This is a genomic window from Streptomyces sp. NBC_01351 (assembly GCF_036237315.1).
Classification (GTDB): domain Bacteria; phylum Actinomycetota; class Actinomycetes; order Streptomycetales; family Streptomycetaceae; genus Streptomyces.
This window is the reverse complement of record NZ_CP108356.1, coordinates 5,522,075-5,544,816: the sequence shown is the minus strand read 5'-3', so window position 1 is coordinate 5,544,816 and position 22,742 is coordinate 5,522,075. Positions and strand designations below refer to the sequence as shown.

The 22,742-nt window shown below is 74.5% G+C and carries 17 protein-coding genes; 8 read left to right on the top strand and 9 right to left on the bottom strand.

What is annotated here, in order from left to right:
* Positions 1-73: 73 nt before the first annotated feature.
* The 7 genes from OG625_RS25520 to OG625_RS25490 all read left to right on the top strand — a co-directional run bounded on the left by OG625_RS25520 (position 74) and on the right by OG625_RS25490 (position 11,187).
* A complete protein-coding gene (locus OG625_RS25520) occupies positions 74-1,483 on the top strand; it encodes a hypothetical protein (RefSeq protein WP_443067772.1) in 1,410 nt (469 codons plus the stop codon).
* Positions 1,484-1,488: 5 nt separating this feature from the next.
* Positions 1,489-2,775 carry a glutamate ABC transporter substrate-binding protein gene (locus OG625_RS25515; protein WP_443067771.1) on the top strand — a complete coding sequence of 429 codons (1,287 nt, stop codon included), beginning with the start codon at positions 1,489-1,491 and terminating at the stop codon, positions 2,773-2,775.
* 74 nt (positions 2,776-2,849) lie between these two features.
* Complete coding sequence (locus tag OG625_RS25510) at positions 2,850-4,097, top strand: hypothetical protein (RefSeq protein WP_329390941.1); 1,248 nt, start codon at positions 2,850-2,852, stop codon at positions 4,095-4,097.
* Positions 4,094-7,183, top strand: coding sequence for a serine/threonine-protein kinase (locus tag OG625_RS25505; RefSeq protein ID WP_329385467.1), 3,090 nt, complete (start codon positions 4,094-4,096; stop codon positions 7,181-7,183). Before OG625_RS25510 ends, OG625_RS25505 begins: the two co-directional genes overlap by 4 nt.
* Before the next feature lie 3 nt (positions 7,184-7,186).
* Positions 7,187-8,710, top strand: a complete 1,524-nt coding sequence (locus OG625_RS25500) for a protein phosphatase 2C domain-containing protein (protein ID WP_329385464.1) — start codon at positions 7,187-7,189, stop codon at positions 8,708-8,710.
* A 48-nt stretch (positions 8,711-8,758) separates the two neighbouring features.
* On the top strand, positions 8,759-10,087 hold the full coding sequence (locus OG625_RS25495) for a VWA domain-containing protein (protein WP_329385461.1): 1,329 nt from the start codon (positions 8,759-8,761) through the stop codon (positions 10,085-10,087).
* 47 nt (positions 10,088-10,134) lie between these two features.
* Positions 10,135-11,187 carry an FHA domain-containing protein gene (locus OG625_RS25490; protein ID WP_329385458.1) on the top strand — a complete coding sequence of 351 codons (1,053 nt, stop codon included), beginning with the start codon at positions 10,135-10,137 and terminating at the stop codon, positions 11,185-11,187.
* 27 nt (positions 11,188-11,214) lie between these two features.
* On the opposite strand, the gene OG625_RS25485 is transcribed toward OG625_RS25490, so the two are convergent.
* Positions 11,215-12,207, bottom strand: a complete 993-nt coding sequence (locus tag OG625_RS25485) for a methyltransferase domain-containing protein (protein WP_329385456.1) — start codon at positions 12,205-12,207, stop codon at positions 11,215-11,217.
* 92 nt (positions 12,208-12,299) lie between these two features.
* Between OG625_RS25485 and OG625_RS25480 the strand changes: the two genes are divergently transcribed.
* Entirely contained in the window at positions 12,300-12,704 is a 405-nt protein-coding gene (locus tag OG625_RS25480) for a globin (RefSeq protein ID WP_329385453.1), read from the top strand.
* A 47-nt stretch (positions 12,705-12,751) separates the two neighbouring features.
* Here OG625_RS25480 and OG625_RS25475 read toward each other — a convergent pair whose 3' ends face one another.
* From OG625_RS25475 to OG625_RS25440, 8 genes are all read right to left on the bottom strand, one after another.
* Positions 12,752-13,474 carry a hypothetical protein gene (locus OG625_RS25475; protein WP_329385451.1) on the bottom strand — a complete coding sequence of 241 codons (723 nt, stop codon included), beginning with the start codon at positions 13,472-13,474 and terminating at the stop codon, positions 12,752-12,754.
* Positions 13,471-13,944, bottom strand: coding sequence for an acyl-CoA thioesterase (locus OG625_RS25470; RefSeq protein ID WP_329385448.1), 474 nt, complete (start codon positions 13,942-13,944; stop codon positions 13,471-13,473). The genes OG625_RS25475 and OG625_RS25470 overlap by 4 nt, the downstream gene beginning before the upstream one ends.
* A gap of 10 nt (positions 13,945-13,954) precedes the next feature.
* Positions 13,955-15,619 carry an energy-dependent translational throttle protein EttA gene (gene ettA, locus OG625_RS25465; RefSeq protein WP_329385446.1) on the bottom strand — a complete coding sequence of 555 codons (1,665 nt, stop codon included), beginning with the start codon at positions 15,617-15,619 and terminating at the stop codon, positions 13,955-13,957.
* Positions 15,620-15,789: 170 nt separating this feature from the next.
* A complete protein-coding gene (locus OG625_RS25460) occupies positions 15,790-17,271 on the bottom strand; it encodes a bifunctional phosphatase PAP2/diacylglycerol kinase family protein (RefSeq protein WP_329385443.1) in 1,482 nt (493 codons plus the stop codon).
* 81 nt (positions 17,272-17,352) lie between these two features.
* Entirely contained in the window at positions 17,353-18,564 is a 1,212-nt protein-coding gene (locus OG625_RS25455) for a thioester domain-containing protein (protein ID WP_329385441.1), read from the bottom strand.
* A gap of 68 nt (positions 18,565-18,632) precedes the next feature.
* A complete protein-coding gene (locus OG625_RS25450; protein WP_329385438.1) occupies positions 18,633-19,040 on the bottom strand; it encodes a single-stranded DNA-binding protein in 408 nt (135 codons plus the stop codon).
* Positions 19,041-19,140: 100 nt separating this feature from the next.
* Positions 19,141-20,988: a GTPase gene (locus OG625_RS25445; RefSeq protein ID WP_329385436.1), complete on the bottom strand. Its 1,848-nt coding sequence runs from the start codon at positions 20,986-20,988 to the stop codon at positions 19,141-19,143.
* 4 nt (positions 20,989-20,992) lie between these two features.
* A complete protein-coding gene (locus OG625_RS25440; RefSeq protein WP_329385433.1) occupies positions 20,993-22,609 on the bottom strand; it encodes a dynamin family protein in 1,617 nt (538 codons plus the stop codon).
* Between the last annotated feature and the right edge of the window lie 133 nt (positions 22,610-22,742).

The window sequence follows — 22,742 nt, the reverse complement described above, 5'->3', positions numbered from 1 at the left end:
ACCGATGGTGTGGGCGACCGGCACTGACGCCATACTGCTGCGGACAGTGGACAGGACCGAGGGGGAGGTCACGGTGGCGATCACATCACGCGCACCCGCGCCCGGGGGCGGTGTCTCCGGACCGCCGGCCGGTCCGTCGGGGCCGCCGCCGGACGGGCCGCCAGGGCGGGGCACCGCCTGGGCCGAGGGCGTGGAGCGGCTGCGCGCGGCCGCGACGACCGAGCCGGGCCGGCTGCGGATCATCGGCGCCTTCCTGGCCGCCCTGGTGCTCCTGTTCGGCGCGGTGAGCGTCTGGGAGATCACGGGCCGGTCCACCGCCGCCGACGACGTGGTGGGCCGCAGCCAGCCGCTGAGCGCGGACGCGGCGAGCATCTACCGCTCCCTCGCGGACGCCGACACGACCTCCTCCAGCGGGTTCCTGCTGGGCGCCCAGGAGCCGCGCGAGGTCCGCCAGCGCTACGAGAAGGACATCGCCAACGCCTCCAAGCTGCTGGTGAACGCGGCCGCCAACGCGGGCGGTGACGAGGACTCCCGCGCGCAGATATCCCTGCTGAGCGAGCAGCTGCCGCGCTACACCGGCCTCATCGAGCAGGCCCGGGCCACCAACCGGCAGGGCATGCCGCTGGGCGGTGCCTATCTCCGGTACGCCAATGAGCAGATGACCACGCAGCTGCTCCCCGCCGCGCAGCGGCTGTACCAGGCGGAGACCGACCGGCTGTACACCGACTACGACGAGGCCCGGTCCTGGCCGCTGGTCTCGCTCGGTGTGGGCCTGGTGTCGCTCGCCGCCCTGGTGTGGGCGCAGCGGCGCAACTACCGTCGGACGAACCGGGTCTTCAACCACGGGCTGCTGGCCGCGACGGCAGCGTCGGTGGTGGTCCTGATGTGGCTGGCCGTGGGGCACACGGTGGCACGGTCGGACCTGGGCGCGGCCCGCGCGGATGGGCAGGAGTCGCTGAAGGTGCTGAACGACGCGCGCATCGCCTCCCTCCAGGCGCGGGCCGGGGAGAACCTGACTCTGGTCGCGCGCGGCGCCGTACTGGCCGACGACAAGAAGTCCGACAAGTACGACGTGGAGTTCACGACCAACATGGAGCAGCTGGACGCCGGGCTGGCGACCGCGCTCCGGCTCGCCGACGACGAGGCCGGGCGGGCTCCGGTGAGCCGTGCGGTGGACGGCGTGAAGCAGTGGAAGCAGCGGCACACGGCGGCCCGGGAGGCGGACTTGAAGGGTGACTTCGAGACCGCGCTGACCCAGGTCGTGGGGGACGCGCAGCACAAGGACTCCAGCGGGGCCGCGTTCGACACGGTGGACGCTTCCCTGGAGCAGGCGGTGGCCCACGAACAGCGGGAGTTCACCCGGGCGGCCCGTGACGGGATCGGCGCGCTGGGCGGTTTGGTGACGGGCGCGGCGGCCCTCGCGGTCCTCGGCGCGGTGGCGGCGCTGCTCGGTATCGGGCGCAGGCTTTCGGAGTACAGGTGAGCGCGATGCGGATACGAGCGAGGCGGGTCTCCGAGGGCTTCGAAGGCCGCGCGCCCCACGGAAGTCCGGGCGCCGCGGCGGGCTCGGGCGGCCACGACGGCCACGCGGGCCTGACCGGCTCCGGCGGAGCCGACGGCGTTGGCGGGCCGGGCGGCGTCGGCGGCGGTCCTGGCCGACCCGGCGGACCGGGCGGACCTGGTGGACCCGGCGGTCGCGACGGAGCCGGCGGCAGCGGTCCGGGCCGGCCCTCCGGGGCCCCGCGGGCGAGCGGCGCGCGGCGGGTGTTCGGCCGGCTGCGCGGCTGGGGCGGGGTGACGGCGATGGCCGCCGCGTGCGCGGTGACGGCCGCGGCGGTGCTGCTGCCCCTGGCCTCGGCGACACCGGACTCCGGCCGCCCGGCGGTGTTCCGCGAGCCCGCTTCGATGGCGGTGGCCCCGGCGGCCCCCGGCGACACCTGCCAGGACCCGGAGGCCAGCCTGCGCCCGTCCGCCGTGGACGGGGCGACCATCGCGCGGATCAAGGCGGCGGGCAAGCTCGTCGCGGGCGTGGACCAGAACAGCTTCCGCTGGGGCTACCGCAACCAGACCACCAGCGGGACCACCCTGGAGGACCAGTCCACCCAGGGCCGTCTCGACGGCTTCGACATCGACCTGGTCAAGGCCATCGCCAAGGACATCCTGGGCGACGAGAAGGCGGTCATCTACCGGGCGATCCCCACCAGCCAGCGCATTCCCGCCCTGCAGGAGGGCCGCGTCGACATCGTCGTGCGGACCATGACCATCAACTGCAAGCGGCTGGAGGACGTGGCCTTCTCCACCGCCTACTTCGAGGCCGGCCAGCAGGTGCTGGCCCCCAAGGGCTCGCCGATCACCGGCTACGACACCTCACTGAAGGACAAGAAGATCTGCGTCGCGGCCGGCTCCACGGCGGAGGCCTCGCTGAAGTCCCAGTCGTACGGCGCGACGCCGGTCCTCGTGCCCAACCAGCTGGACTGCCTGGTCCGGCTCCAGCTGGGCGAGGTCGACGGCATCATCACCGACAACGCCCTCGCGGCCGGCCAGGCCGCGCAGGATCCCTCGGTGCGGCTGGTGGGTTCGCCGTTCACCCGTGAGTTCTACGGCGTGGCCATGAACAAGGACGCCTCCGACCTGGTCCGCCGCGTCAACAACGTGCTGGAGGGCTACCGGGCGGGCGGCACCAACAGCCCGTGGATGGTCTCCTACCGCAAGCACCTCGAAGCGGTGCTGCCCGGCGTCACCGCGCCGCCCGCGCCCAAGTACCGGGACGGCTGAGGCCGGTGGCAGCGGATTCTGACGCGGAGGCTCGATCGGTGGAGGCGCGGTCGGTGGACGGCGGAGCGGCGGTGATGGACAGGGACGGCGTCGACCGTGCCCTGGCCAGACTCGGCGCGGAGCACGAGGCCGTCGAGACCTCGCTGCTCGCCCTCCAGGACCACGCCGGCCGCCGGCTGCTGGAGGGGGCCGGGCTGACCGGGCTCACCAAGGAGCGGTGGACGGCCGCCGAGGCCGACATCACCCGGCTGTGGACGTACTTCGACGCCTACAGCGGGGCCCTGACCGCTGCCCGGGGGATCCGGGAGCGGCGCCGCTGGCCGAACCGCGAGGACCTGGTCGAGCTGACCGAGCGGCTGCACGGTCCCGGCGTGCTGATCTCCGGGGCCGCCGTGGAGGGCGCCGCGCTGGCCGAGCGGCTCTCGCTCGCCGAGCTGGTGTCCCGGATGAACGATCTGTACGCGCGCTCGCTGGACGTGGTGGTGGCCGCCGACGCGGTGTGGTCGGCGCTGCCCGCCCGCATCGACCTGCTCGGCGCCGAACTGCACCGCACCCGCTCGCTGGCCCACTCGGTGGGGGTGCGCCCCGGCGAACACCCCTCGGGCGACGACCTGGAGGACATCACCGCCGAGCTGACGGAGCTGCGGGCGCAGGTCATCGCGGACCCGCTGGCCTTCTGGCAGCCCGCGGCGGGGAGTTCCGCCCCGGGCGGCGGCCGCCCCGACACAGGGCGCTACGACCGGGCCGCGCTCGCGCTGGAGGACGTACGCCGTGAGGTCGAGGCGGTGCTGGACGTACGGCAGGACGCCGAACAGCGGCTGATCAGCCTGCGGGACGTGCTCTCGCGGGCCGACCGGACCCTGGCGGAGGCGCGGACCGCGCGCGGCGAGGTACTGGCGAAGATCGCCGCGTCGGAGGTGCCCGCCGTGAGCGGCCCGCCGACGGTGCTCCAGGAGCAGCTCGCGGCGGCGGCCGAGCACCGGCGCCACGCGCGCTGGCACCGGCTCTCGCCGCTGCTGGAATCCCTGGAGGAGCGGGCCGAGGAGGAACTGCGGCGGGCCCGCGAATCGTTGACCGCGGTGACGGCGCCGCTGGCCGTACGGGCGGAACTGCGCGGGCGGCTCGACGCGTACAAGGCGAAGGTGGCACGGCACGGCATGGCGGAGGACCCGCTGCTGATGGAGCGGTACGACACGGCCCGGCGGATGCTGTGGAGCGCGCCCTGCGATCTGCGGGCCGCCGAACAGGCCGTCCTGCGTTACCAGCAGGCGACGGCCGAGGCCCTGCAGGGCACGGGGACTCCCGGAAAGGACGGCGCATGAGCCTGGTAGGAACGGCGTGCCTGCGCCCCGGCTGCCCGGGGACGTACGAGGACATGGGCGGCGGGGAGCTGTACTGCGACACCTGCGGACTGGCGCCGGTGGGCGCGGTCGCGGCGGGCGCGGAGGAGCTGGTGTCGCCGCCGACGGCGATGACGAGCCACGCCCGGGGCGACCGGGGGTCGCAGGGCTCGGCGGGATCCGCCGGCTCCTCGCGTTCCTCGTCCTCGGCCTCGACCTCGGCGCGCTCCTCGCGTTCGTCGCGTTCGTCCTCGTCGCGGCGCTCGGTGTCGGGGCGGCTGTCCCGCGCGCTGTCGGGGGCCGCTTCCACCCGTTCGGTGTCGGTGCGCAGTTCGGGCTCGGCCCCGTCGGTCTCGGGCCGCGGCCGGCTCGGCGCAGGGCTGGTCAAGGTGCCGGAGGTGCCGCGTCCGGATCCCTCGGCGGCGGTCCTGGAGAACCCGGAGGTGCCGGAGCGCAAGAGGTTCTGCTCGCGCTCGGACTGCGGGGCCCCGGTGGGCCGGGCCCGGGGTGAGCGGCCCGGCCGGACGGAAGGGTTCTGCACCAAGTGCGGGCACCCGTACTCCTTCGTGCCGAAGCTGCACGCGGGTGACGTGGTGCGCGGCCAGTACGAGGTGGCGGGCTGCCTGGCGCACGGCGGGCTCGGCTGGGTGTACCTGGCGGTGGACCGGGCGGTCTCGGACCGGTGGGTGGTGCTCAAGGGCCTGCTGGACACCGGGGACCAGGACGCGATGGAGGCCGCGATATCGGAGCGGCGCTTCCTCGCGGAGATCGAGCACTCCAACATCGTGCGGATCTACAACTTCGTGGAGCACCTGGACCAGCGGACCGGTTCGCTGGACGGGTACATCGTCATGGAGTACGTCGGCGGCAAATCGCTGAAGGAGATCGCGAACGAGCGGCGCCGCCCGGACGGCCGGCGCGATCCGCTGCCGGTGGAGCAGGCCTGCGCGTACGGGATCGAGGCGCTGGAGGCGCTGGGTCACCTGCACAGCCGCAACCTCCTGTACTGCGACTTCAAGGTCGACAACGCGATCCAGCAGCAGGACCAGCTGAAGCTGATCGACATGGGCGCGGTGCGCCGGATGGACGACGAGGAGTCGGCCATCTACGGCACCGTGGGCTACCAGGCGCCGGAGGTCGCGGAGCTGGGGCCGTCGGTGGCCTCCGACCTGTACACGGTGGCGCGGACGCTGGCCGTCCTGACCTTCGACTTCCAGGGCTACACGAACGTCTTCGTGGACTCGCTGCCGGACCCCGAACACATCGAGGTCTTCCAGCGGTACGAGTCCTTCTACCGGCTGCTGGTGCGGGCGACCGACCCGGATCCGGGGCGGCGGTTCGCGTCCGCGCAGGAGATGGCGGACCAGCTGACGGGCGTGCTGCGGGAGGTGGTCGCGCTCCAGACGGGCCGCCCGCGGCCGCAGCTGTCGACCCTGTTCGGCCCCGAGACCCGGGTCCCGGACACCCAGCTCTTCGCGGACACGGCCGACACGGCCGTCTCCCGACTGGGCCTCCGTACGGTGACCCCGCGCCGCGGCGCCGGCCTGCTCGGCTCCCTCGGCGCAGGCCGCCGCGCCGTTTCACGTGCCGGATCACCCGCGGCCGCGCAGGGCGGCACCGCCCTGCCCCCGGCCGGGTCGCCCGGCACCTGGTCGCAGACCCCCGGGGCCGGAACCCCGCCCGGCGGCGTCGCCATGCCCGCGGCGGGTCCCGGCACGGGGGCACCCGGCACCTGGGCCCACGCCCCCGGCGCCGGAGCTCCGGGAGGCCAGGCCCCGGCCGGGTCGCCCGGCACCTGGTCGCGGACCCCCGGGGCCGGAACCCCGGCGGGCGGCGTCCCGCTGCCCGCGGGCGCTCCCGCGCCCGGGATGCCCGCAAGCCCGGCCTCGGCCCCGCCCGGGGCGGCCGGACCTTGGGCGCACGCGCCCGGTGGCGGAACGCCGCCCGGCGGCGTCGCCGTGCCCGCGGGAGCCCCCTGGGGGCCCGCCGCCGGCGGCCCGGCCGGGGCCGTGCCCGCGATCGGGAGCAGCGCCACGCACGTGGCGGGGGCCGCAGTGCCGGGGCCCCGGCGGGAGCCTCCCGCCCGGGGCGCGGGGATCACACCCGCACCCGTATCCCCGCCGCCCTCCGCGGGAGCGGCACCGGCGGCCGCACTCGACACCCACGGGACCGCCCTGGCGCTGCCCGTACCGCTCGTGGACGCGGCCGATCCGAACGCCGGGTTCCTGGCGGGCCTGCTGGCCTCCGCGCCCGGCGACCTCCTGGCCGCCCTCGGCTCGGCTCCGGCCGACTCCGCCGAGCTGCGGCTGCGCGAGCTGCGGGCCCGCCTCGAACTGGGCGAACTGCCGGAGGCCTCCCGCACGCTGACGGACCTGGAGGCCCTGCATCCGGACGACTGGCGGGTGGTGTGGGCCCGCGGCATCGCCTCGCTCGCCACCGGGGACAACGAGATCGCGGCCCTGTCCTTCGACGCGATCTACGACGCCTTCCCGGGCGAGCCCGCGCCGAAGCTGGCCCTCGGGCTGTGCGCGGAGGTGCTGGGCCAGCTGGACAACGCCGCCGAGTACTACCGCCTCGTGTGGGCCACCGACCCCGGTTTCGTCAGCGCCGCCTTCGGGCTGGCCCGGGTCCGGCTGGCCGCCGGCGACCGGGACGGAGCCGTGCACACGCTGGAATCCGTACCGGAGGCGTCCATCCACTACACCGCCGCCCGGGTGGCAGCCGTACGCGCACGTCTGCGCGACCGGTCTCCGCACGAGCCGCTGCTGGCCGATCTGACGGCCGCCGCCGACCAGGTGGAGGCGCTGCGGCGGTTCGGTCTGGACCCCGAGCGTCACGAGCGGCTCGCCACCGAAGTTCTGGGCTCGGCCCTGGACTGGGTACTGTCGGGTAGCCGGGGTTCCGACCCCGGTGGGACCTCGCTGCTCGGCAGTCAACTGGACGAGCGGGGCCTGCGCTTCGGCTTGGAGCGCTCGTACCGCGTGCTCGCGCGGCTGGCGCAGCGGGGCGAGGAGAGGATCGAACTGGTGGAACGGGCAAACCGTTTCCGTCCCCGGACGTGGGTGTGAGTGATGTCGATGCATCGGCTGTCGGGCTGCCCCAGCTGCGCGGAACCCCTGGAGGAGGGTGACCGTTTCTGCGGAGTCTGCGGATACGCCGTCACCTCCCCTCCCCCGGCGGCGTCCGCGGACCGCCCGACGATCGAGCTCCCCCCGGCGCCCGCCGCGCCGCCGGCGCCCCCGGCGCCGCGCGGGTCCTACGGCTCCGCCGAGCCCGCGCCCGGGTGGGGCACCGTGGCCTCGGCCGCGCCGACCCTGGTCGACGCCCCGGCCGAGTCGCCGTGGAGCTCCGCGGAGCACGCCCACGGCGGCGGGCCGGAGGGGCCGCAGGCCAGGTACGACGTGCCCGGTGGCGGCACGCCCCCGGAGGGCACCGCGTGGGCTCCCGACGGCCCGGGCGGACGGCACGGCGCTGCCGCCGCGTCCCCCGAAGGCACCCCGCAGGGGACCGCCACGCCGCCGGAGGGGATCGCCCGGGGCGCGGCCGAAGGCCCGTACGACGCCGGGTACGAAGCGGCGTACGAAGCCCCGTACGAGGGCAGCGGCCCGGGCCACGAAGCCCCGGCCGAGGCCCCGCAGGGCACCGGCAAGACCTGCGTCGCCTGCCGCTCCGGCCACGTGGACACCGACGGGTACTGCGAGCACTGCGGCCACGCGCAGCCGCGCGAGCGGGACCACCTGGAGGAGGAGCTCGGAAGCGTCGCGGCCGTCAGCGACCGCGGTCTGCGCCACCACCGCAACGAGGACTCCTTCGCCGTGGCGGCCACCGCCCTGCCCGACGGCTCCGCCGCCACCGTGGCGATCGTCTGCGACGGCGTCTCCTCGGCCAGCCGCCCCGACGAGGCGTCGGCCGCCGCCGCCGGCGCCGCCAACGAGGCCCTGCTCGACGCGCTCCCGCGCGGAGCGCACCCGCAGGACGCCATGCACGAGGCGATCCTCGCCGCCGCGGCGGCCGTGAACGCCCTGGCCCCCGAGGTCCCCGGCGCGCAGAACGCCCCCGCCTGCACCCTGGTCGGCGCCGTCGTCAGCAGCGGCCTGCTGACCATCGGCTGGGTCGGCGACAGCCGGGCCTACTGGGTGCCGGACGACCGGGCCGCGCTCCCCCGCCGGCTCACCGAGGACGACTCGTGGGCGGCCCAGATGGTCGCGGCCGGCCTGATGGGCGAGGCTGAGGCGTACGCCGACGTCCGCGCGCACGCCATCACGGGCTGGCTCGGCGCCGACGCGTACGACCTCGAACCGCACACCGCCACCTTCAAGCCGGACCACCCGGGTGTGGTCGTGGTCTGCACCGACGGCCTGTGGAACTACGCGGAGTCCGCGCGGGAGATGGCCCAGGTGCTGCCCGCGGACGCCGCCGCGCGCCCGCTGCACAGTGCGCAGGTCCTGGTGGGGCACGCGCTGGACGGTGGCGGGCACGACAACGTCACCGTGGCCGTGGTCCCGTTCACGGCCCTCGCGCAGCCCTCACCCGATGCCCAACCGGAACGGGAACCCGCGACGGAAGCGGAACCGGAAGCGCGCCCCCAGGTCTGACCCGCCTGCCCGCCCGCCCTCCCGCCCGAGCCCCAAGGAGTCCAATCGATGGCGAACTTCGCCAAGCCGAGCGCCCCGCGCTTCAGCGTGGAGGTGTACCAGAACGAGTTCCTCCCCGAGGGCGGGCGGGACGTCCACGCGATCGTCACGGTCACCGCCACCGGTGGCGCGACCGCCACCCGCGCGAGCGTCGCCCACGGCACGGCCGCCGTCGTGATCATGGTCGACTGCTCGGGGTCGATGGAGTACCCGCCGGACAAGATGCGCGGCGCCCGCGAGGCCACCGCCGCCGCGATCGACACCCTGCGCGACGGCACCTCGTTCGCCGTGATCGCCGGCACGCACGTGGCCAAGGAGGTCTATCCGGGCCAGGGCCGCCTCGCCGTCGCGGACCCGGCCACCCGGGCCCAGGCCAAGGAGGCCCTGCGCGGGCTCAGCTCCGGCGGCGGCACCGCCATCGGCACCTGGCTGCGGCTCGCCGACGGGCTGCTGCGCCAGTCCTCGGCCGCCATCCGGCACGGCATCCTGCTCACCGACGGCCGCAACGAGCACGAGGAGCCGGCCGTGCTCCGCGCCACCCTGGACGCGTGCGCGGGCCGCTTCACCTGCGACGCCCGCGGTGTGGGCACCGACTGGGAGGTCAAGGAGGTCACCGGCATCGCGAGCGCGCTCCTCGGCTCCGCCGACATCGTGGCCGACCCGGCCCACCTCGCCGGGGACTTCACGCGCATGATGGAGAACGTCATGGGCAAGGAGGTCGCGGACGTCTCGCTGCGCCTGTGGACCCCGGTCGGCGCGGAGATCCAGTACGTGAAGCAGGTCGCGCCCGCCGTCCAGGATCTGACCGACCGCCGCACCGAGGCCGGGCCGCGGGCCGGCGATTACCCGACCGGCTCGTGGGGCGACGAGTCCCGCGAGTACCACGTGTGCGTCCGTGTCCCGGGAGCGGCCGTGGGCCAGGAGATGCTCGCGGCCCGCGCGACGCTCGTCCTGCCCTCGGCGGTGCCCGGCGAACCGGTGACCAACCTCGCCCAGGGTCTGGTCCGCGCGGTCTGGACGAGCGATCTGGCCGCTTCCACGGCCATGAACCCGCAGGTCGCGCACTACACCGGGCAGGCGGAGCTGGCGGAGGCTATCCAGCAGGGCCTGGAAGCGCGCAAACTGGGCGATGTCGACGGCGCCACGGCCAAGCTCGGACGCGCCGTACAGCTGGCGAGCGCGTCCGGAAACGCCGACACTGCGAAGCTTCTGGCGAAGGTGGTGGATGTCGTGGATGCGGTGGCGGGTACTGTGCGGCTGAAAGCAAAGGTCGCCGACGCCGACGAGATGACCCTCGAAACGCGGTCGACGCAGACCGTCCGAGTCAAGAAGACCTGAGAAGACCTGCGGTGATGCCGCGGGGAGAAGAAGGGGGAAGAGCCGCCATGCCGACCTGCCCGAACGGGCACCAGTCCGCCTCCGACGACTGGTGCGAGGTCTGCGGCCACCGCATGGCGGCCCAGGAGGCTCCGCCCGCGGCACCCTCCTACGGCTACGGCTTCCCCCCGACCGGTGGTGCCGCGACCGTCCAGGCCGAGCTCTGCCCGCAGTGCCGCACCCCGCGCGAGGCCATGGCCCCGTTCTGCGAGGAGTGCCGCTACAACTACCTCACGCGGACGCCGCACGCCGGCCCGGGCACCGGCCTCGGTCTCGGCCCCCGCACCGGCGCCACGCCTCCTCCGCCGCCGCCCGCTCCGGGGCAGCCGACCTACGCGCAGGACCACTTCGACTACCAGGGCTCGCGGCCGTCCCGGGTGAACCGGCCGGCCGAGCCGCTCCAGCGCGAGGACGACTGGCTGCTGCCGCCGCCCGCGCACGAGCAGCAGCAACAGCAGCCGGAGTACCAGCAGCCCCCGCAGCAGCAGTACCAGCAGCGGCAGCCGGCGCCTCCGCAGGCGCCCCAGCAGCACGAGTACCCGCAGCAGCACCAGCCCCAGCAGCAGCACCACCAGGGGCCGCCTCCGCCGCCCCAGCAGCAGTTCGCGCCCCAGTACCAGCAGCAGCCCCCGCAGCAGGCGTTCCCCGCCCAGGGCGGTGCCTGGACCGCGACGATCGGCCCGGACCGCTCGTACTTCATGGCGATGATGCAGCGCAGCGGCCCCGAGGCGGCCGGGCTCAACCTGCCCGCGTACTCCCCGGAGCAGCACCTTCCGCTCGCCGGCGGCCAGATCACCATCGGCCGCCGCCGCGCCTCCACGGGCGAGTCCCCCGACATCGACCTGTCGGTGCCGCCGGAGGACCCGGGCGTCTCACACGCGCACGCCGTGCTCGTCCAGCAGCCCGACCTGAGCTGGGCGGTGGTGGACCAGAACTCCACCAACGGCACCACCATCAACGGCGGCGAGGACCCGATCCAGCCCTACGTCCCCGTGCCGCTCACCGACGGCGACCGCGTCCACGTGGGTGCCTGGACCACGATCACGATCCGCCGCGGCTGACGCACCGCTCCGACCGCTTCACCCGCTTCACCCGTCCCCCAGGGGCCATACGTAGGGCCCCTGGGGATCGTCGAGCCACGACCACTGGCCTCCGGAGCCGACGGTGACCCCGAAGCGCTCGCGGGCCGGCCGGTCCTCCCGGCGCCACAGGTCCAGCGCCTCACGGGGGTGCAGTACCCCGTCGGTCAGCACCAGCATGAACTGGAAGCGCTCGTTCTCCACCATCTCGTACGGGAGCCCGTGCACCTCCCCGATCTCGGCGGGCACCGGCCCGGCAATGGCCCCGCGCAGCGGGACGAAGTAGGCCGGGGTGTGCAGGAAGCGGCCCTCGGCGAAGTCGGGGTCCCGGACCGTGAGGGCGATCAGCCCGGTCGAGAGCGGGGCCAGGATCCGCGCCCCGGGGCGGCACTGGTCGAGCCAGGCGAGCGGGATCATCGGCAGCGTGCAGGTCACCATGATCCGGTCGAAGGGGGCCGTGGAGGGGCAGCCGCGCGCCCCGTCCCCGGTGATCACGGTCGGGTGGTAGCCGAGCTGCGCCAGGTGGGACCGCGCGGACTCGGTGATCTCCTCGTCCAGGTCCACGGTGGTCACGTGCTCCTCGCCCAGGCGGTGGCAGAGCAGCGCGGCGTTGTAACCGGTGCCCGCTCCGATCTCCAGGACCCGGTCCCCGTCGCGCACCTCCAAGGCCGCGAGCATCTTCGCCATCAGGGAGGGCTGGCTGCTGGAGGAGACGAGCCGGCCGTCGCGCAGCCGGGTGGCGAGGGGGGTGTCGGCGTAGACCCCGCGCAGCCAGCGGGCCCGCCGCTCGGGATCGGGGTCCTCGGCCCAGAGCCGCTCGTGGCCGGCTCCGCGCCCGGTCCAGAAGTACGGCACGAAGACGTGCCGGGGCACGGCCGCGAAGGCCGCGCGCCAGCGCGGATCCTCCAGCACCCCGGCGGTCGTCAGCTCCCGCACCTGGGCGGCGTGCGCGGTCTCCCGCAGATCCCGGACCGCGGTGGTGCGTGAGGTGTGTGCGCCCATGTCTCCACTGTGCTGCGCGGGGGCCCCGGAGGCGAGTGCGGGCAAGTCGTAGGACCTCGGTCCTCCGTCCGGGCGTCTGAGACGATGGTCGGGTGAATGAGATTCCGCGGGGCACGCTTCAGGAGCAGACCTTCTACGAGCAGGTGGGCGGCGAGGAGACCTTCCGCCGCCTGGTCCGGCGCTTCTACCAGGGGGTCGCCGAGGACCCGCTGCTGCGCCCGATGTACCCGGAGGAGGACCTGGGCCCTGCCGAGGAACGGTTCGCGCTGTTCCTGATGCAGTACTGGGGGGGTCCGACCACGTACAGCGAGCACCGCGGGCATCCGCGCCTGCGCATGCGGCACGCGCCCTTCCAGGTGGACGCGGCGGCGCACGACGCCTGGCTGAAGCACATGCGGGTCGCGGTGGACGAGCTGGGCCTGGCGCCGGAGCACGAGGCGCAGCTGTGGAAGTACCTGACGTACGCGGCCGCCTCCATGATCAACACCGCGGGCTGATCCGGAGCGGATCCGGCACCGTACCCCGAAGCGGAACGCGGAGGGTGCTAGACCGGCCGGACCAGGAGGGCGCCCAGGCCGCCGGTGGCTCCGGGGCGGCGCATCGCGACGGAGCCGTACGGGGTGCGCAGCCGCAGCCAGGCCCCGGCGGCGAGCAGCGCCACCGGGTCGGGGGCGTCCGCGGGCGGGCCGCCGGTGGGGACCGCGGTCGCGGTGGACCGGACGGGCCTCAGGAAGCCCAGGGACTGCGCGGCGTGGACGACGCGCAGCGGGAGCTCGGTGTCGCCCAGCGTCCGGGACCAGATCTCGCGGCCGATGCGGTCGCGCTCGGAGCGGGTCCGGTGCTGCGGGGGCAGGGCCTCGTCCCGGGCCCGGAACTCGGCGACGGCCGCCGCGACGGCCGCCGTCATCTGCTCGGTGCCGGGCAGCCCGGGCACCTGCTGCCAGCCGCCGCGGGGCGGGAGCACCCCGGTCCAGGGCGGTCCGGTGACCGCCCCGGGCACGGTGGCCGCGGCCGAGGCCTCGTCCACGTGCTCCAGGAGCTCACCGGCGGAGACCGTCACGTCCAGCGGCGTCCCCACGGGCGCGGCGAGCCGCACCGTGCGGACGGCCAGGACCTCGAAGGACGGCGGCCGGCCGAACACGGCGAGCGCGCCGCCGCCCGCCTGGAGGCGGACCGCGGCGGCGCGGTCGTAGTGCACCAGCCGCCCCAGGAAGGCGGCGAGGTCCGCCGCCTCCCCGGAGTCGGCGAAGCGCAACTGCTCGTTCATGCCGCGAGGCGCCCTTCGGAAGCCGAAGCGGATCCGGGAGCCGTCGGCTTGTCGAGGTACTCCTCCAGGAAGTGCCTCTCCTCGGCCGTGATGCGGCGGGGCCGCCCCTCGGCGAGGTTGTACGGCACGACCACGGTCTCGGCGCGCACGTAGACCGTCTCGGGCGCGTCCTCCGTCGCCTCGTCCTTGACCTCGTAGCGGATGGTCAGGGACGCGGCGCCTATCCGGGTCACCCAGGATTCGATGAGGACCGGCTCGTGGCGGTGCACGAGGGGCAGCTTGTAGTCGATCTCGTGGCGGGCCACGACGGAGCCGCCGGTGAAGGACTCACTGCCCTCCCCCGGCGCGAGGCGGAACATGAAGTCGATCCGCGCCTCCTCCAGATAGCGGAGGAAGACGACGTTGTTGACGTGCCCGAAGGCATCCATGTCCGCCCAGCGCAGGGGGCACCGGTAGTGGTGTCTGGCCATGATTCCGGCCTCAGCCTCGGGTGAGCTTCTTGTAGGTGGCACGGTGCGGACGGGTGGCGTCCGCGCCGAGGCGCTCGATCTTGTTCTTCTCGTACGACTCGAAGTTGCCCTCGAACCAGTACCACTTGGACTCACCCTCGTACGCGAGGATGTGGGTGGCGACCCGGTCCAGGAACCAGCGGTCGTGGGAGATGACCACGGCCGCACCGGGGAACTCCAGCAGCGCGTTCTCGAGCGACGACAGGGTCTCGACGTCGAGGTCGTTGGTGGGCTCGTCGAGGAGCAGCAGGTTGCCGCCCTCCTTCAGCGTCAGCGCCAGGTTCAGGCGGTTGCGCTCACCACCGGAGAGGACACCGGCCGGCTTCTGCTGGTCCGGGCCCTTGAAGCCGAAGGCGCTGACGTACGCGCGGGACGGCATCTCGACCTGGCCGACGTTGATGTAGTCCAGCTCGTCCGACACGACCGCCCAGAGGGTCTTCTTGGGGTCGATGTTGGCGCGGGACTGGTCGACGTAGCTGATCTTGACGGTCTCGCCGACCTTGATGGCGCCGGAGTCCGGCGTCTCCAGGCCCTGGATCATCTTGAAGAGCGTGGTCTTGCCGGCGCCGTTCGGGCCGATGATGCCCACGATGCCGTTGCGCGGCAGGGTGAAGGACAGGTCGTCGATGAGGACCTTGTCGCCGAAGGCCTTCGAGAGGTTGTTGACCTCGACGACGATGGAACCGAGGCGCGGGCCCGGCGGGATCTGGATCTCCTCGAAGTCCAGCTTCCGCATCTTGTCCGCTTCGGCCGCCATCTCCTCGTAGCGGGCGAGACGGGCCTTGGACTTGGTCTGACGCCCCTTGGCGTTGGACCGCACCCACTCCAGCTCTTCCTTGAGGCGCTTCTGGCGCTTCTCGTCCTTGCGGCCCTCGACCTTGAGGCGGGTGGCCTTCTTCTCCAGGTAGGTGGAGTAGTTGCCCTCGTAGGGGTGCGCGCGGCCGCGGTCGAGCTCGAGGATCCACTCGGCGACGTTGTTCAGGAAGTACCGGTCGTGGGTGACGGCCACGACGGCGCCCTTGTACTGCGAGAGGTGCTGCTCCAGCCAGTTCACCGACTCGGCGTCGAGGTGGTTGGTGGGCTCGTCGAGGAGGAGCAGGTCCGGGGCCTCGATCAGCAGCTTGCAGAGCGCGACGCGGCGCTTCTCGCCACCGGAGAGGTTGGTGACCGGCCAGTCGCCGGGCGGGCAGCCCAGGGCGTCCATGGCCTGCTCCAGCTGGGCGTCGAGGTCCCAGGCGTTGGCGTGGTCCAGGACCTCCTGGAGCTTGCCCATCTCGTCCATGAGCGCGTCGGTGTAGTCGGTCGCCATTTCCTCGGCGACCTCGTTGAAGCGCTTCAGCTTGCCCATGATCTCGGCGGCGCCGTCCTGGACGTTCTCCAGAACGGTCTTCGAGTCGTCGAGCTTGGGCTCCTGCATGAGGATGCCGACGGTGAAGCCGGGCGAGATGAAGGCGTCGCCGTTGGACGGCTGCTCCAGCCCAGCCATGATCTTCAGAACGGTGGACTTACCGGCGCCGTTCGGGCCGACCACACCGATCTTCGCGCCGGGCAGGAAGTTCAGGGTGACGTCATCAAGAATCACCTTGTCGCCGTGCGCCTTGCGCGTCTTGCGCATGGTGTAGATGAACTCAGCCAAGAGAAACCGTCCGGCAGATCGATGGGTGGGCAGATACACCCCATCTTGCCAGGCGTCCATACCCCGGGGGAAACGCGTATGGTCCAGACCCCCTAGCTGGGGCGGGGAGCTCGGCCCGTCCGATGGCGGGCCGGACGGGACCTGACGCGCGGGGCGGGGGCCGGGGCCGGTCAGCGGGGGCGGTAGACGGTCAGGGCGCCGGGGAGGCCGGTCAGCAGGATCTCCGCGGCCGGGGACTCGGCGTACTCGCCGTCGTAGGCCAGGGGGGTGCCCGGCGGGATGTCCCCGATGCGCAGGCTGCGCAGGTGGGTGGCGGTGTGGACCGGGGAGCGGCTCAGGGGGCCCGCGAGGGCGGCGGCCAGGAGCCGGGGGCCGGGACGGCCGCCGCCGTAGGCGAGCCGGAGGTCGAGCAGGCCCTCGCCGAGGCCGTCGCGGCGGTGGGGGGCCGGGCCGGTGCCCCCGTACGTGCCGTTGCCCGCGAAGAGCAGCCACACGGTCCGGGGCCGCCCGGCCAGCCGCAGCGGCACGGGCCGCTCCGCGCGCAGGACCCGCCAGGCCGCCAGCAGCGCGGCCGGGCCGCCGCCGATCCGCGGGGCCCAGCGCAGCCGGTGCCGCAGCAGCTCCGGGTAGGCGCCGATGCTGAAGTTGTTCACGAAGTAGCCCGCCCCCTGCCCGTGCGGCCCCGGGGTGAAGCGGCCCAGCCCTACGTGGACCGCGTGGCCCGCCCGCACCGCCCGGCAGGTGTCCTCGGGGCCGGCGAGGCCGAGGTCCAGCGCGAAGTGGTTGAGCGTGCCGGCGGGGAACACCGCCAGCGGCACCCCCGCCCGCAGTGCGGCGGTGGCGGCCGCGTTCACGGTGCCGTCGCCGCCGCAGACCCCGAGCACGGTGGCCCGGGAGGCGGCCGCCTCCAGTTCGGCGGGCAGCTCCGGGCCCGCGCACTCGATCACCTCGGCCTCGGGGAGGCTCGCGCGCAGCACGTCGAGCCCGGCGCCCGCCGCCGTCCCGGACCCGCTGTTGACCACCACGATGAGCCCCGCGCCCTCGGGCAGCGCGGGCGCCCCGACGGCGCTGCGTTCCTCCCCCGGCACGACCCGCGCCTCCTGGACGTCGCGCACCAGCCTGCGTACGACGAACCCCGAGGCCACGCCCAGCGCCGCGCCCGCGAGCACGTCGGAGGGGTAGTGCACACCGGTGTACACGCGGGAGAAGGCCACGGACGCGGCCACCGGGGCCACTGCGGCGGCCCAGCCCGGGGACTCCAGTGCCAGCCCGGCGGTGAACGCGAAGGCCGATGCCGCGTGCCCGGACGGGAAGGAGGTGGTCTGCGGCTGCGTGGCGAGCTGCCGGGCCGCGGGCACTCCCTCCAGCAGCGGCCGCGGCCGGCGTACGGACCACTTGCCGACGGTGTTGATGGTCGCGGAGGCCAGGGCCAGCGAGGCGACCCCGCGCACGGCGGCCTTGCGGGCCCCGGCCGAGCCGAAGACGGCGATGGCCGCGGCGGCCCCGGCCCACAGCACACCGTGGTTCGCGGCCCGCCCCAGCCCGGGCAGCACCCGGTCGGCCCCGGGCCAGTGCCGCCGCGCCACGGCGTCGAACAGTCGGCGGTCCCACCCCGCGAGAACGCCCGGCCAGGTCAGCTGGTGATCGGTCATCCCCGTTCGCCTACCCACGCAGCCGGATCCGAACCCCGGGCCGGGGCCCGGCCCGAAGGACAGGCCCTGCGCCTGCTCCTGCTACGCCTGCTCCTCCTCGTCCAGCGGCCGCTTGCGGAGGAGGATGACCACCAGCCCGCCCAGGACCACCAGGCCCACCGCCAGGGAGGCGATGACCGGGGTGGCCGCCGAGCTCCCGCTGGCGGCCAGGCGCTCCTCCTCGGGGCTGGTCGGCGAGACGGGTGCCGCGCGGGTGCCCAGGGCCGCGGCGCCCGCCGGGTCGGCGGTGGAGCCCGGCTGGGCGGCCGGCGGCTTCGGCCAGAGCGCCGTCGCGGTGGCGGTGGATGCGGACTCGCTGGAGCCGGCCACGATCTGCGCCTGCGCGGGCACCTCGCTGGTGAAGACCCGGCCGACCGGCACCTTGGTCGCCCCGTGGACGGTGACCGAGGCCACCCCGTCGGGCGTGCCCACGGGCACCTCGAAGTACAGGCGGGTGCCGTGGGCGGCGGTGTCCAAGGGCCGCCCCTCGGCGTCCACCACCCGCACCCCCATCGCGAGGGCCGCGGCGTCGGGGACCACCGACACGCTCCGCGCCCCGGTGCGCACGGTCACCGGGCCGATCCGGGTGCCCACCGCCCCCGAGACGTCTCCCGGGTCCAGCGCCAGCGAGGCCGGCGGCTCCGGCAGCCGCCCCGCCGCCTTCTGGAGGTAGTCCGCGAGCTTCTCCGCCGCCGGGTCCGCCGCCTCGACCTGCACCCTGTCCGCCAGCCGCCAGATCGCCACCTGGGTCCCGGCCGCAGCGCTCTCCGCGGTGAGCGCCCCGGCCCCGGCCGCCTTGGCGAGCCCGGCCAGATCGTTCAGCTGGGGGTAGGAGTGCTCCAGGACCCAGCGAATCCGGCCCGCGTCCCCGTTCCCCGCGAGCGGGCTGCCGTTCCAGCCGCTCTCCGTGTACCGGGACTGCGGCTGCGCGTTCCCGCCCACGCCCACCCCGTAGGTCTGGAGCATGCCGCCGCCGTCGACCCGCATCTCATAGAGGCCGGCCGGGATGAGCCGCACGGATCCGTCGCCGGAGTGCAGGACCGCCTGCCCGTACGTCTTCAGCCCGTCCAGCACGGCGCTCGCGCCCTCCGGCGCCCGGGGCGCCGCCGGGCCGGAGTCGGCGGCCGCGCGGGCGCCGCCCGGCGCTGCCGTGAGGGCGGCGGCCAGCAGGGCCACCGCCAGGGGGCGGCGTGCGGAGCCCCGTACGGAAGGAGCGGGATCAGGAGCGGAGGATGCGGGAACGGCAATCGACACAGTCTTCCCCTTCGGGCCAAAGACCCAGGTGCCCGTGAGTACCGGGGAATCCTATCCGCCTCGAACACTCAGACCACCGCCGCCTTCTGAGTGGGCATCAGTGGGGTGTCGGTCTTCACCACGCGCCGGAAGGCCGCCGTGCCCCGGTTCAGGTCGTGCCCGATGGCGGTCGCGTCGATGTCCGCCGAGAACCACCGGTTGCCCTCCGCGTCGGCGGGATCGTCCCGGACCCGCAGCCGGCCGTGCACCACCAGCGGTTCGCCGACCGATACGGAGCCGGCCAGGTTCACGGCGAGCGAGCGCCGCGCCCACACGGTGTAGAAGCTGGTCGCGCCGTCGGTCCAGGACTCCGTGCGCCGGTCGTAGTAGCGCGGCGTCACCGCGAAACGGAATCTGGCCGACGGGCCGCCCGCCATCTCCTTGAAGTCGATCCGCGTCGCCACGAACCCCACCAGCGTCACCTGGGTGTCGTTCATCCCGGCCGCCCTCCCCCTCGGTCCCGAGCCCGCACGGACCATCCGTACGAGCTACGCACCATGCTGGGGCGAGCCGCCGACGCCCGCTCGGGCCTGTGGACTACTGACGGGTTGTGGACAACTTCGTCCCCCCTGCGGCGACGGCCGCGTACTGCTCCCGCACCTCCCGGTAGCGCAGCAGCTCCGCCGCGACCGGCTCCAGCACCCGGCCCCGCCCGCAGCCGGCCGCGGCCTGCCGCAGTCTGCGCTCCGCGTCCTGCCCGTAGCGGCGCGCCGGGCCCCGGGCCGCGATCGAGCAGGCCCACTCCACCAGCGGCCCGCCGACGATGCCCGCCACCATCAGCAGCACCGGCGGCATCAGCGTCGGCTCCAGGACCCCGATGATCTGCCCGACCAGCCACAGCCCGCCGTAGATCTGGAGCAGCGTCATGGCCGCCTGCCCCAGCACGGCCGCCGGCCACCACGCGGGCCTCGGCGGCTTCGCGCTCGGCACGGCGACCGCCGCGCCGAGGGTCACCGCGATCTCGTCAAGTGCCTCCGGGAGCCGTTCGGCGCCGCGCACCGCCGTCTCCCGCACCGCCTGCGCCCAGGGCTCGGGCAGGCCGGTGACGGCCTCGTCGGCGACCGCCCGTACGGCCTGTTCCACGCGCTGGCGCGCGGTCACTTCCTCCTCGACGGGGCCCTGTTCGGGGGCGGCGCCGCGGCCGCCGATCGCGGCCAGCGCCGCCAGGCCGGCCAGGGTGCGGGGCGCGCGGCGGCTCTCGTACCACCGCCACAGCCGCAGCCACGGCGTGCCGCACGCCTTGCCGGCGTTGCGCCGCCAGGCGCGCTCGGCCGCGAGGCCGACCGCGTACGCCCCGACCGCCTCGGCGAGCCGGTCCTCGAACTCGGCGCGCGCGGCCTCCCCGATCTCCGGCCCCGCGTGCCCGTCGGCCACGTACAGCGGCCGCAGGCGCACGGCCGCGCGGTCCACGTCGGCGGAGATCCGGCGGGTCGGGGCGCCCTTCTCCTGGGTGAACTGTGCGAGGAGCTCGCGCAGTTCCCCGACGCCTTCACCCGTCAGGGCGGAAAGTCCGAGCACGGTGGCTCCCGGCTCGCCGTGCTCGCCGAGTGCGATCCCGTCCTCGTCCAGCAGCCGCCGCAGGTCGTCCAGTACGAGGTCGGCGGCCTCTCCGGGCAGCCGGTCCAACTGGTTCAGCACGACGAAGGTCACCTCCGCGTGCCCGGCGAGCGGCCGCAGGTAGCGCTCGTGCAGGACGGCGTCCGCGTACTTCTCCGGGTCCACCACCCACACCACGGCGTCGACCAGCGCCAGTACGCGGTCCACGTGGTCGCGGTGGGCGCCGACCGCGGAGTCCAGGTCGGGCAGGTCCACGAGGACCATGCCGCGCAGGGCGCCCGCCTCCGAGGTCTCGCGGGGGCGGCGGCGCAGCCGGCCCGGGATCTCCAGCCGGTCCAGCAGTCCGGCGGCCCCGTCCGACCAGCTGCACGCGATCGGTGCGGCGGTGGTCGGCCGGCGCAGCCCGGTTTCGGAGATCTGCACTCCGGCGAGTGAATTGAACAGCGTGGACTTGCCGCTTCCGGTGGCTCCCGCGATCGCGACGACCGTGTGCTGCGGTGACAGCCCGCGGCGCGCGGCCGCTTCGTCCAGGACCCGCCCGGCCTCGGCGAGGGTCTTGCCGTCGAGCCTGGTCCGGGACAGCCCGACGAGCTGGCGCAGCGCGTCGAGGCGTACCCGCAGGGCCTGGCCCTCGGCGCTGAGCGGGGGCGCGGCCGATTTGCCGCCGTCGCTGCCGGCGCCGGAGACGGCCCGTACGAGCGCCTCGTCGCCGTCCGGGCCCGCTTCGTCTTCGCCCTCGTCCGCTCCCGCCCGGCGCGAGCGCGCGATGAGTCCGTCGTCCCAGCGGTCGTCGGTGCGGTCGCGGTCGGGGTCGGTCAGGGCGTTCACCTCGTCACCTCTCCTTCTGCAGTACGGACAGTGCGGCGATGAGCTCGGCCTGAGGTTCGGGGGTCACTTCGAGCGCCTCCAGGGGGGCGAGCCTGCGGTCGCGTTCGGCGCGCAGCACCTGGTCGAGGTGCTCGCGGACCAGTTCCGCTCCCCGGTCGCGCAGTCGCAGGGCGGCCTGGGCGCCGACGCGTTCGGCGAGCCGCTCCCCGGCGGGGCGGGCCCGCTTGCCGCCGAGGAGGGCGGCGACGAGGAGGGCGGCGACGGCGTCCGGATCGGGTGCGGGCTGCCTGTCGAGGTGGGTGACCTCTTCCTCGGCGAGCTCCTCCAGCACGCGCCGCCAGCGCCGTACGGCCATGCCGATGCGTTCGCCGGCTTCCCTGTCGGGCGCGGGCAGCGGGACGGCTCCGGAGGCCGGCTCGCGCTTCCAGGCCTCGGCGATGCGTTCGTCGGCGCCGGCGACCGCGCACTGGACGAGCGCGGCGAGGGAGTCGGCGAGGGAGTCGAGCAGTTCGTCGGCGCTGGTGTCGAGGGGGTAGCCGCGCCAGCGGGTGAGGGCGTCGCCGGCGAGTACGGCGCCCCGGTCGAGGCGGCCCTGGACCCGCTTGCCCTCCCTCTTGTACGCGTCCTCGACGGCGACGGTCAGCCGTACGGCGGCGGCGTGCTGGGCGGCGACCGCGGAGGCGAGCTCGGGCATCCGCCGGGAGAGGGAGTCGAGCGCGCCGAGGGCGGTCCGGCCGACGGCGTACTGGCGGGCGGCCGGATCCTGCGCGTGGTGGGCGAGCCAGGCGAAGAGGGGTGCGACGGCGCTGGCGGGCAGCAGCCCGCCGCCACCGGCGGATTCGGGCAGCTCGGGCACGGTGAAGCGCGGTACGTCGCCCAGCCCGGCCCGGGTGAGGAGCGCGGCGTACTGGCGCGAGACCTCGGCGAGCACCTGGTGCGGGACCCGGTCGAGGACGGTGATGAGCGTGGCCTTGTACTGCTTGGCGGTGCGCAGCAGGTGCCAGGGGACGGCGTCGGCGTACCGCGAGGCGGTGGTGACCATCACCCAGACGTCGGCGGCGCAGATGAGTTCGGCGGCGAGCGTGCGGTTCTCGACGACGAGGGAGTCGATGTCGGGGGCGTCGAGGATGGCGAGGCCGCGGGGCAGGGTGGACACGGTCTCGATCCGCATCTCGCGGGTCACGTGGCCGGGTCCGCGGCCCCGGTCGCGGGGGTCTTTCCGTAGGGCCGGCGGGCCCTCGTCCTCGTCGTGCGGCACCCAGACCCGCATCAGGTCGGGCAGCACCCGCATCCCGGCGAACCAGTGGTGGTCGTCCGGATGGCAGACGAGCACGGGGATGCGCGTCGTCGGCCGGAGCACCCCCGCTTCACTCACTTGGCGGCCGACGAGGGAGTTGACGAGGGTGGACTTACCGGCCCCGGTGGACCCACCGACGACGGCGAGCATGGGCGCCTCGGGCGCCTTCAGCCGGGGTACGAGGTAGTCGTCGAGCTGCGCGAGCAGCTCCGCTCTGGTCTGGCGGGCGCGTGGGGCGCCGGGCAGGGGCAGCGGCAGACGCACGGACGCGACCCGGTCGCGCAGGGCGGACAGGGCATCGAGCAGCTGAGGCCGAACATCCAAGGTCACCACATGCGAAGAATGCCCAATTTAGGACCATTTTTGAAGCTTATAAGTCCTCTGCGCGCCGAGCGCTACTCCAGAAGGACATCCTGGACACAGTGGACGAGTGGGACGCAGGCATAACGAGTGCACA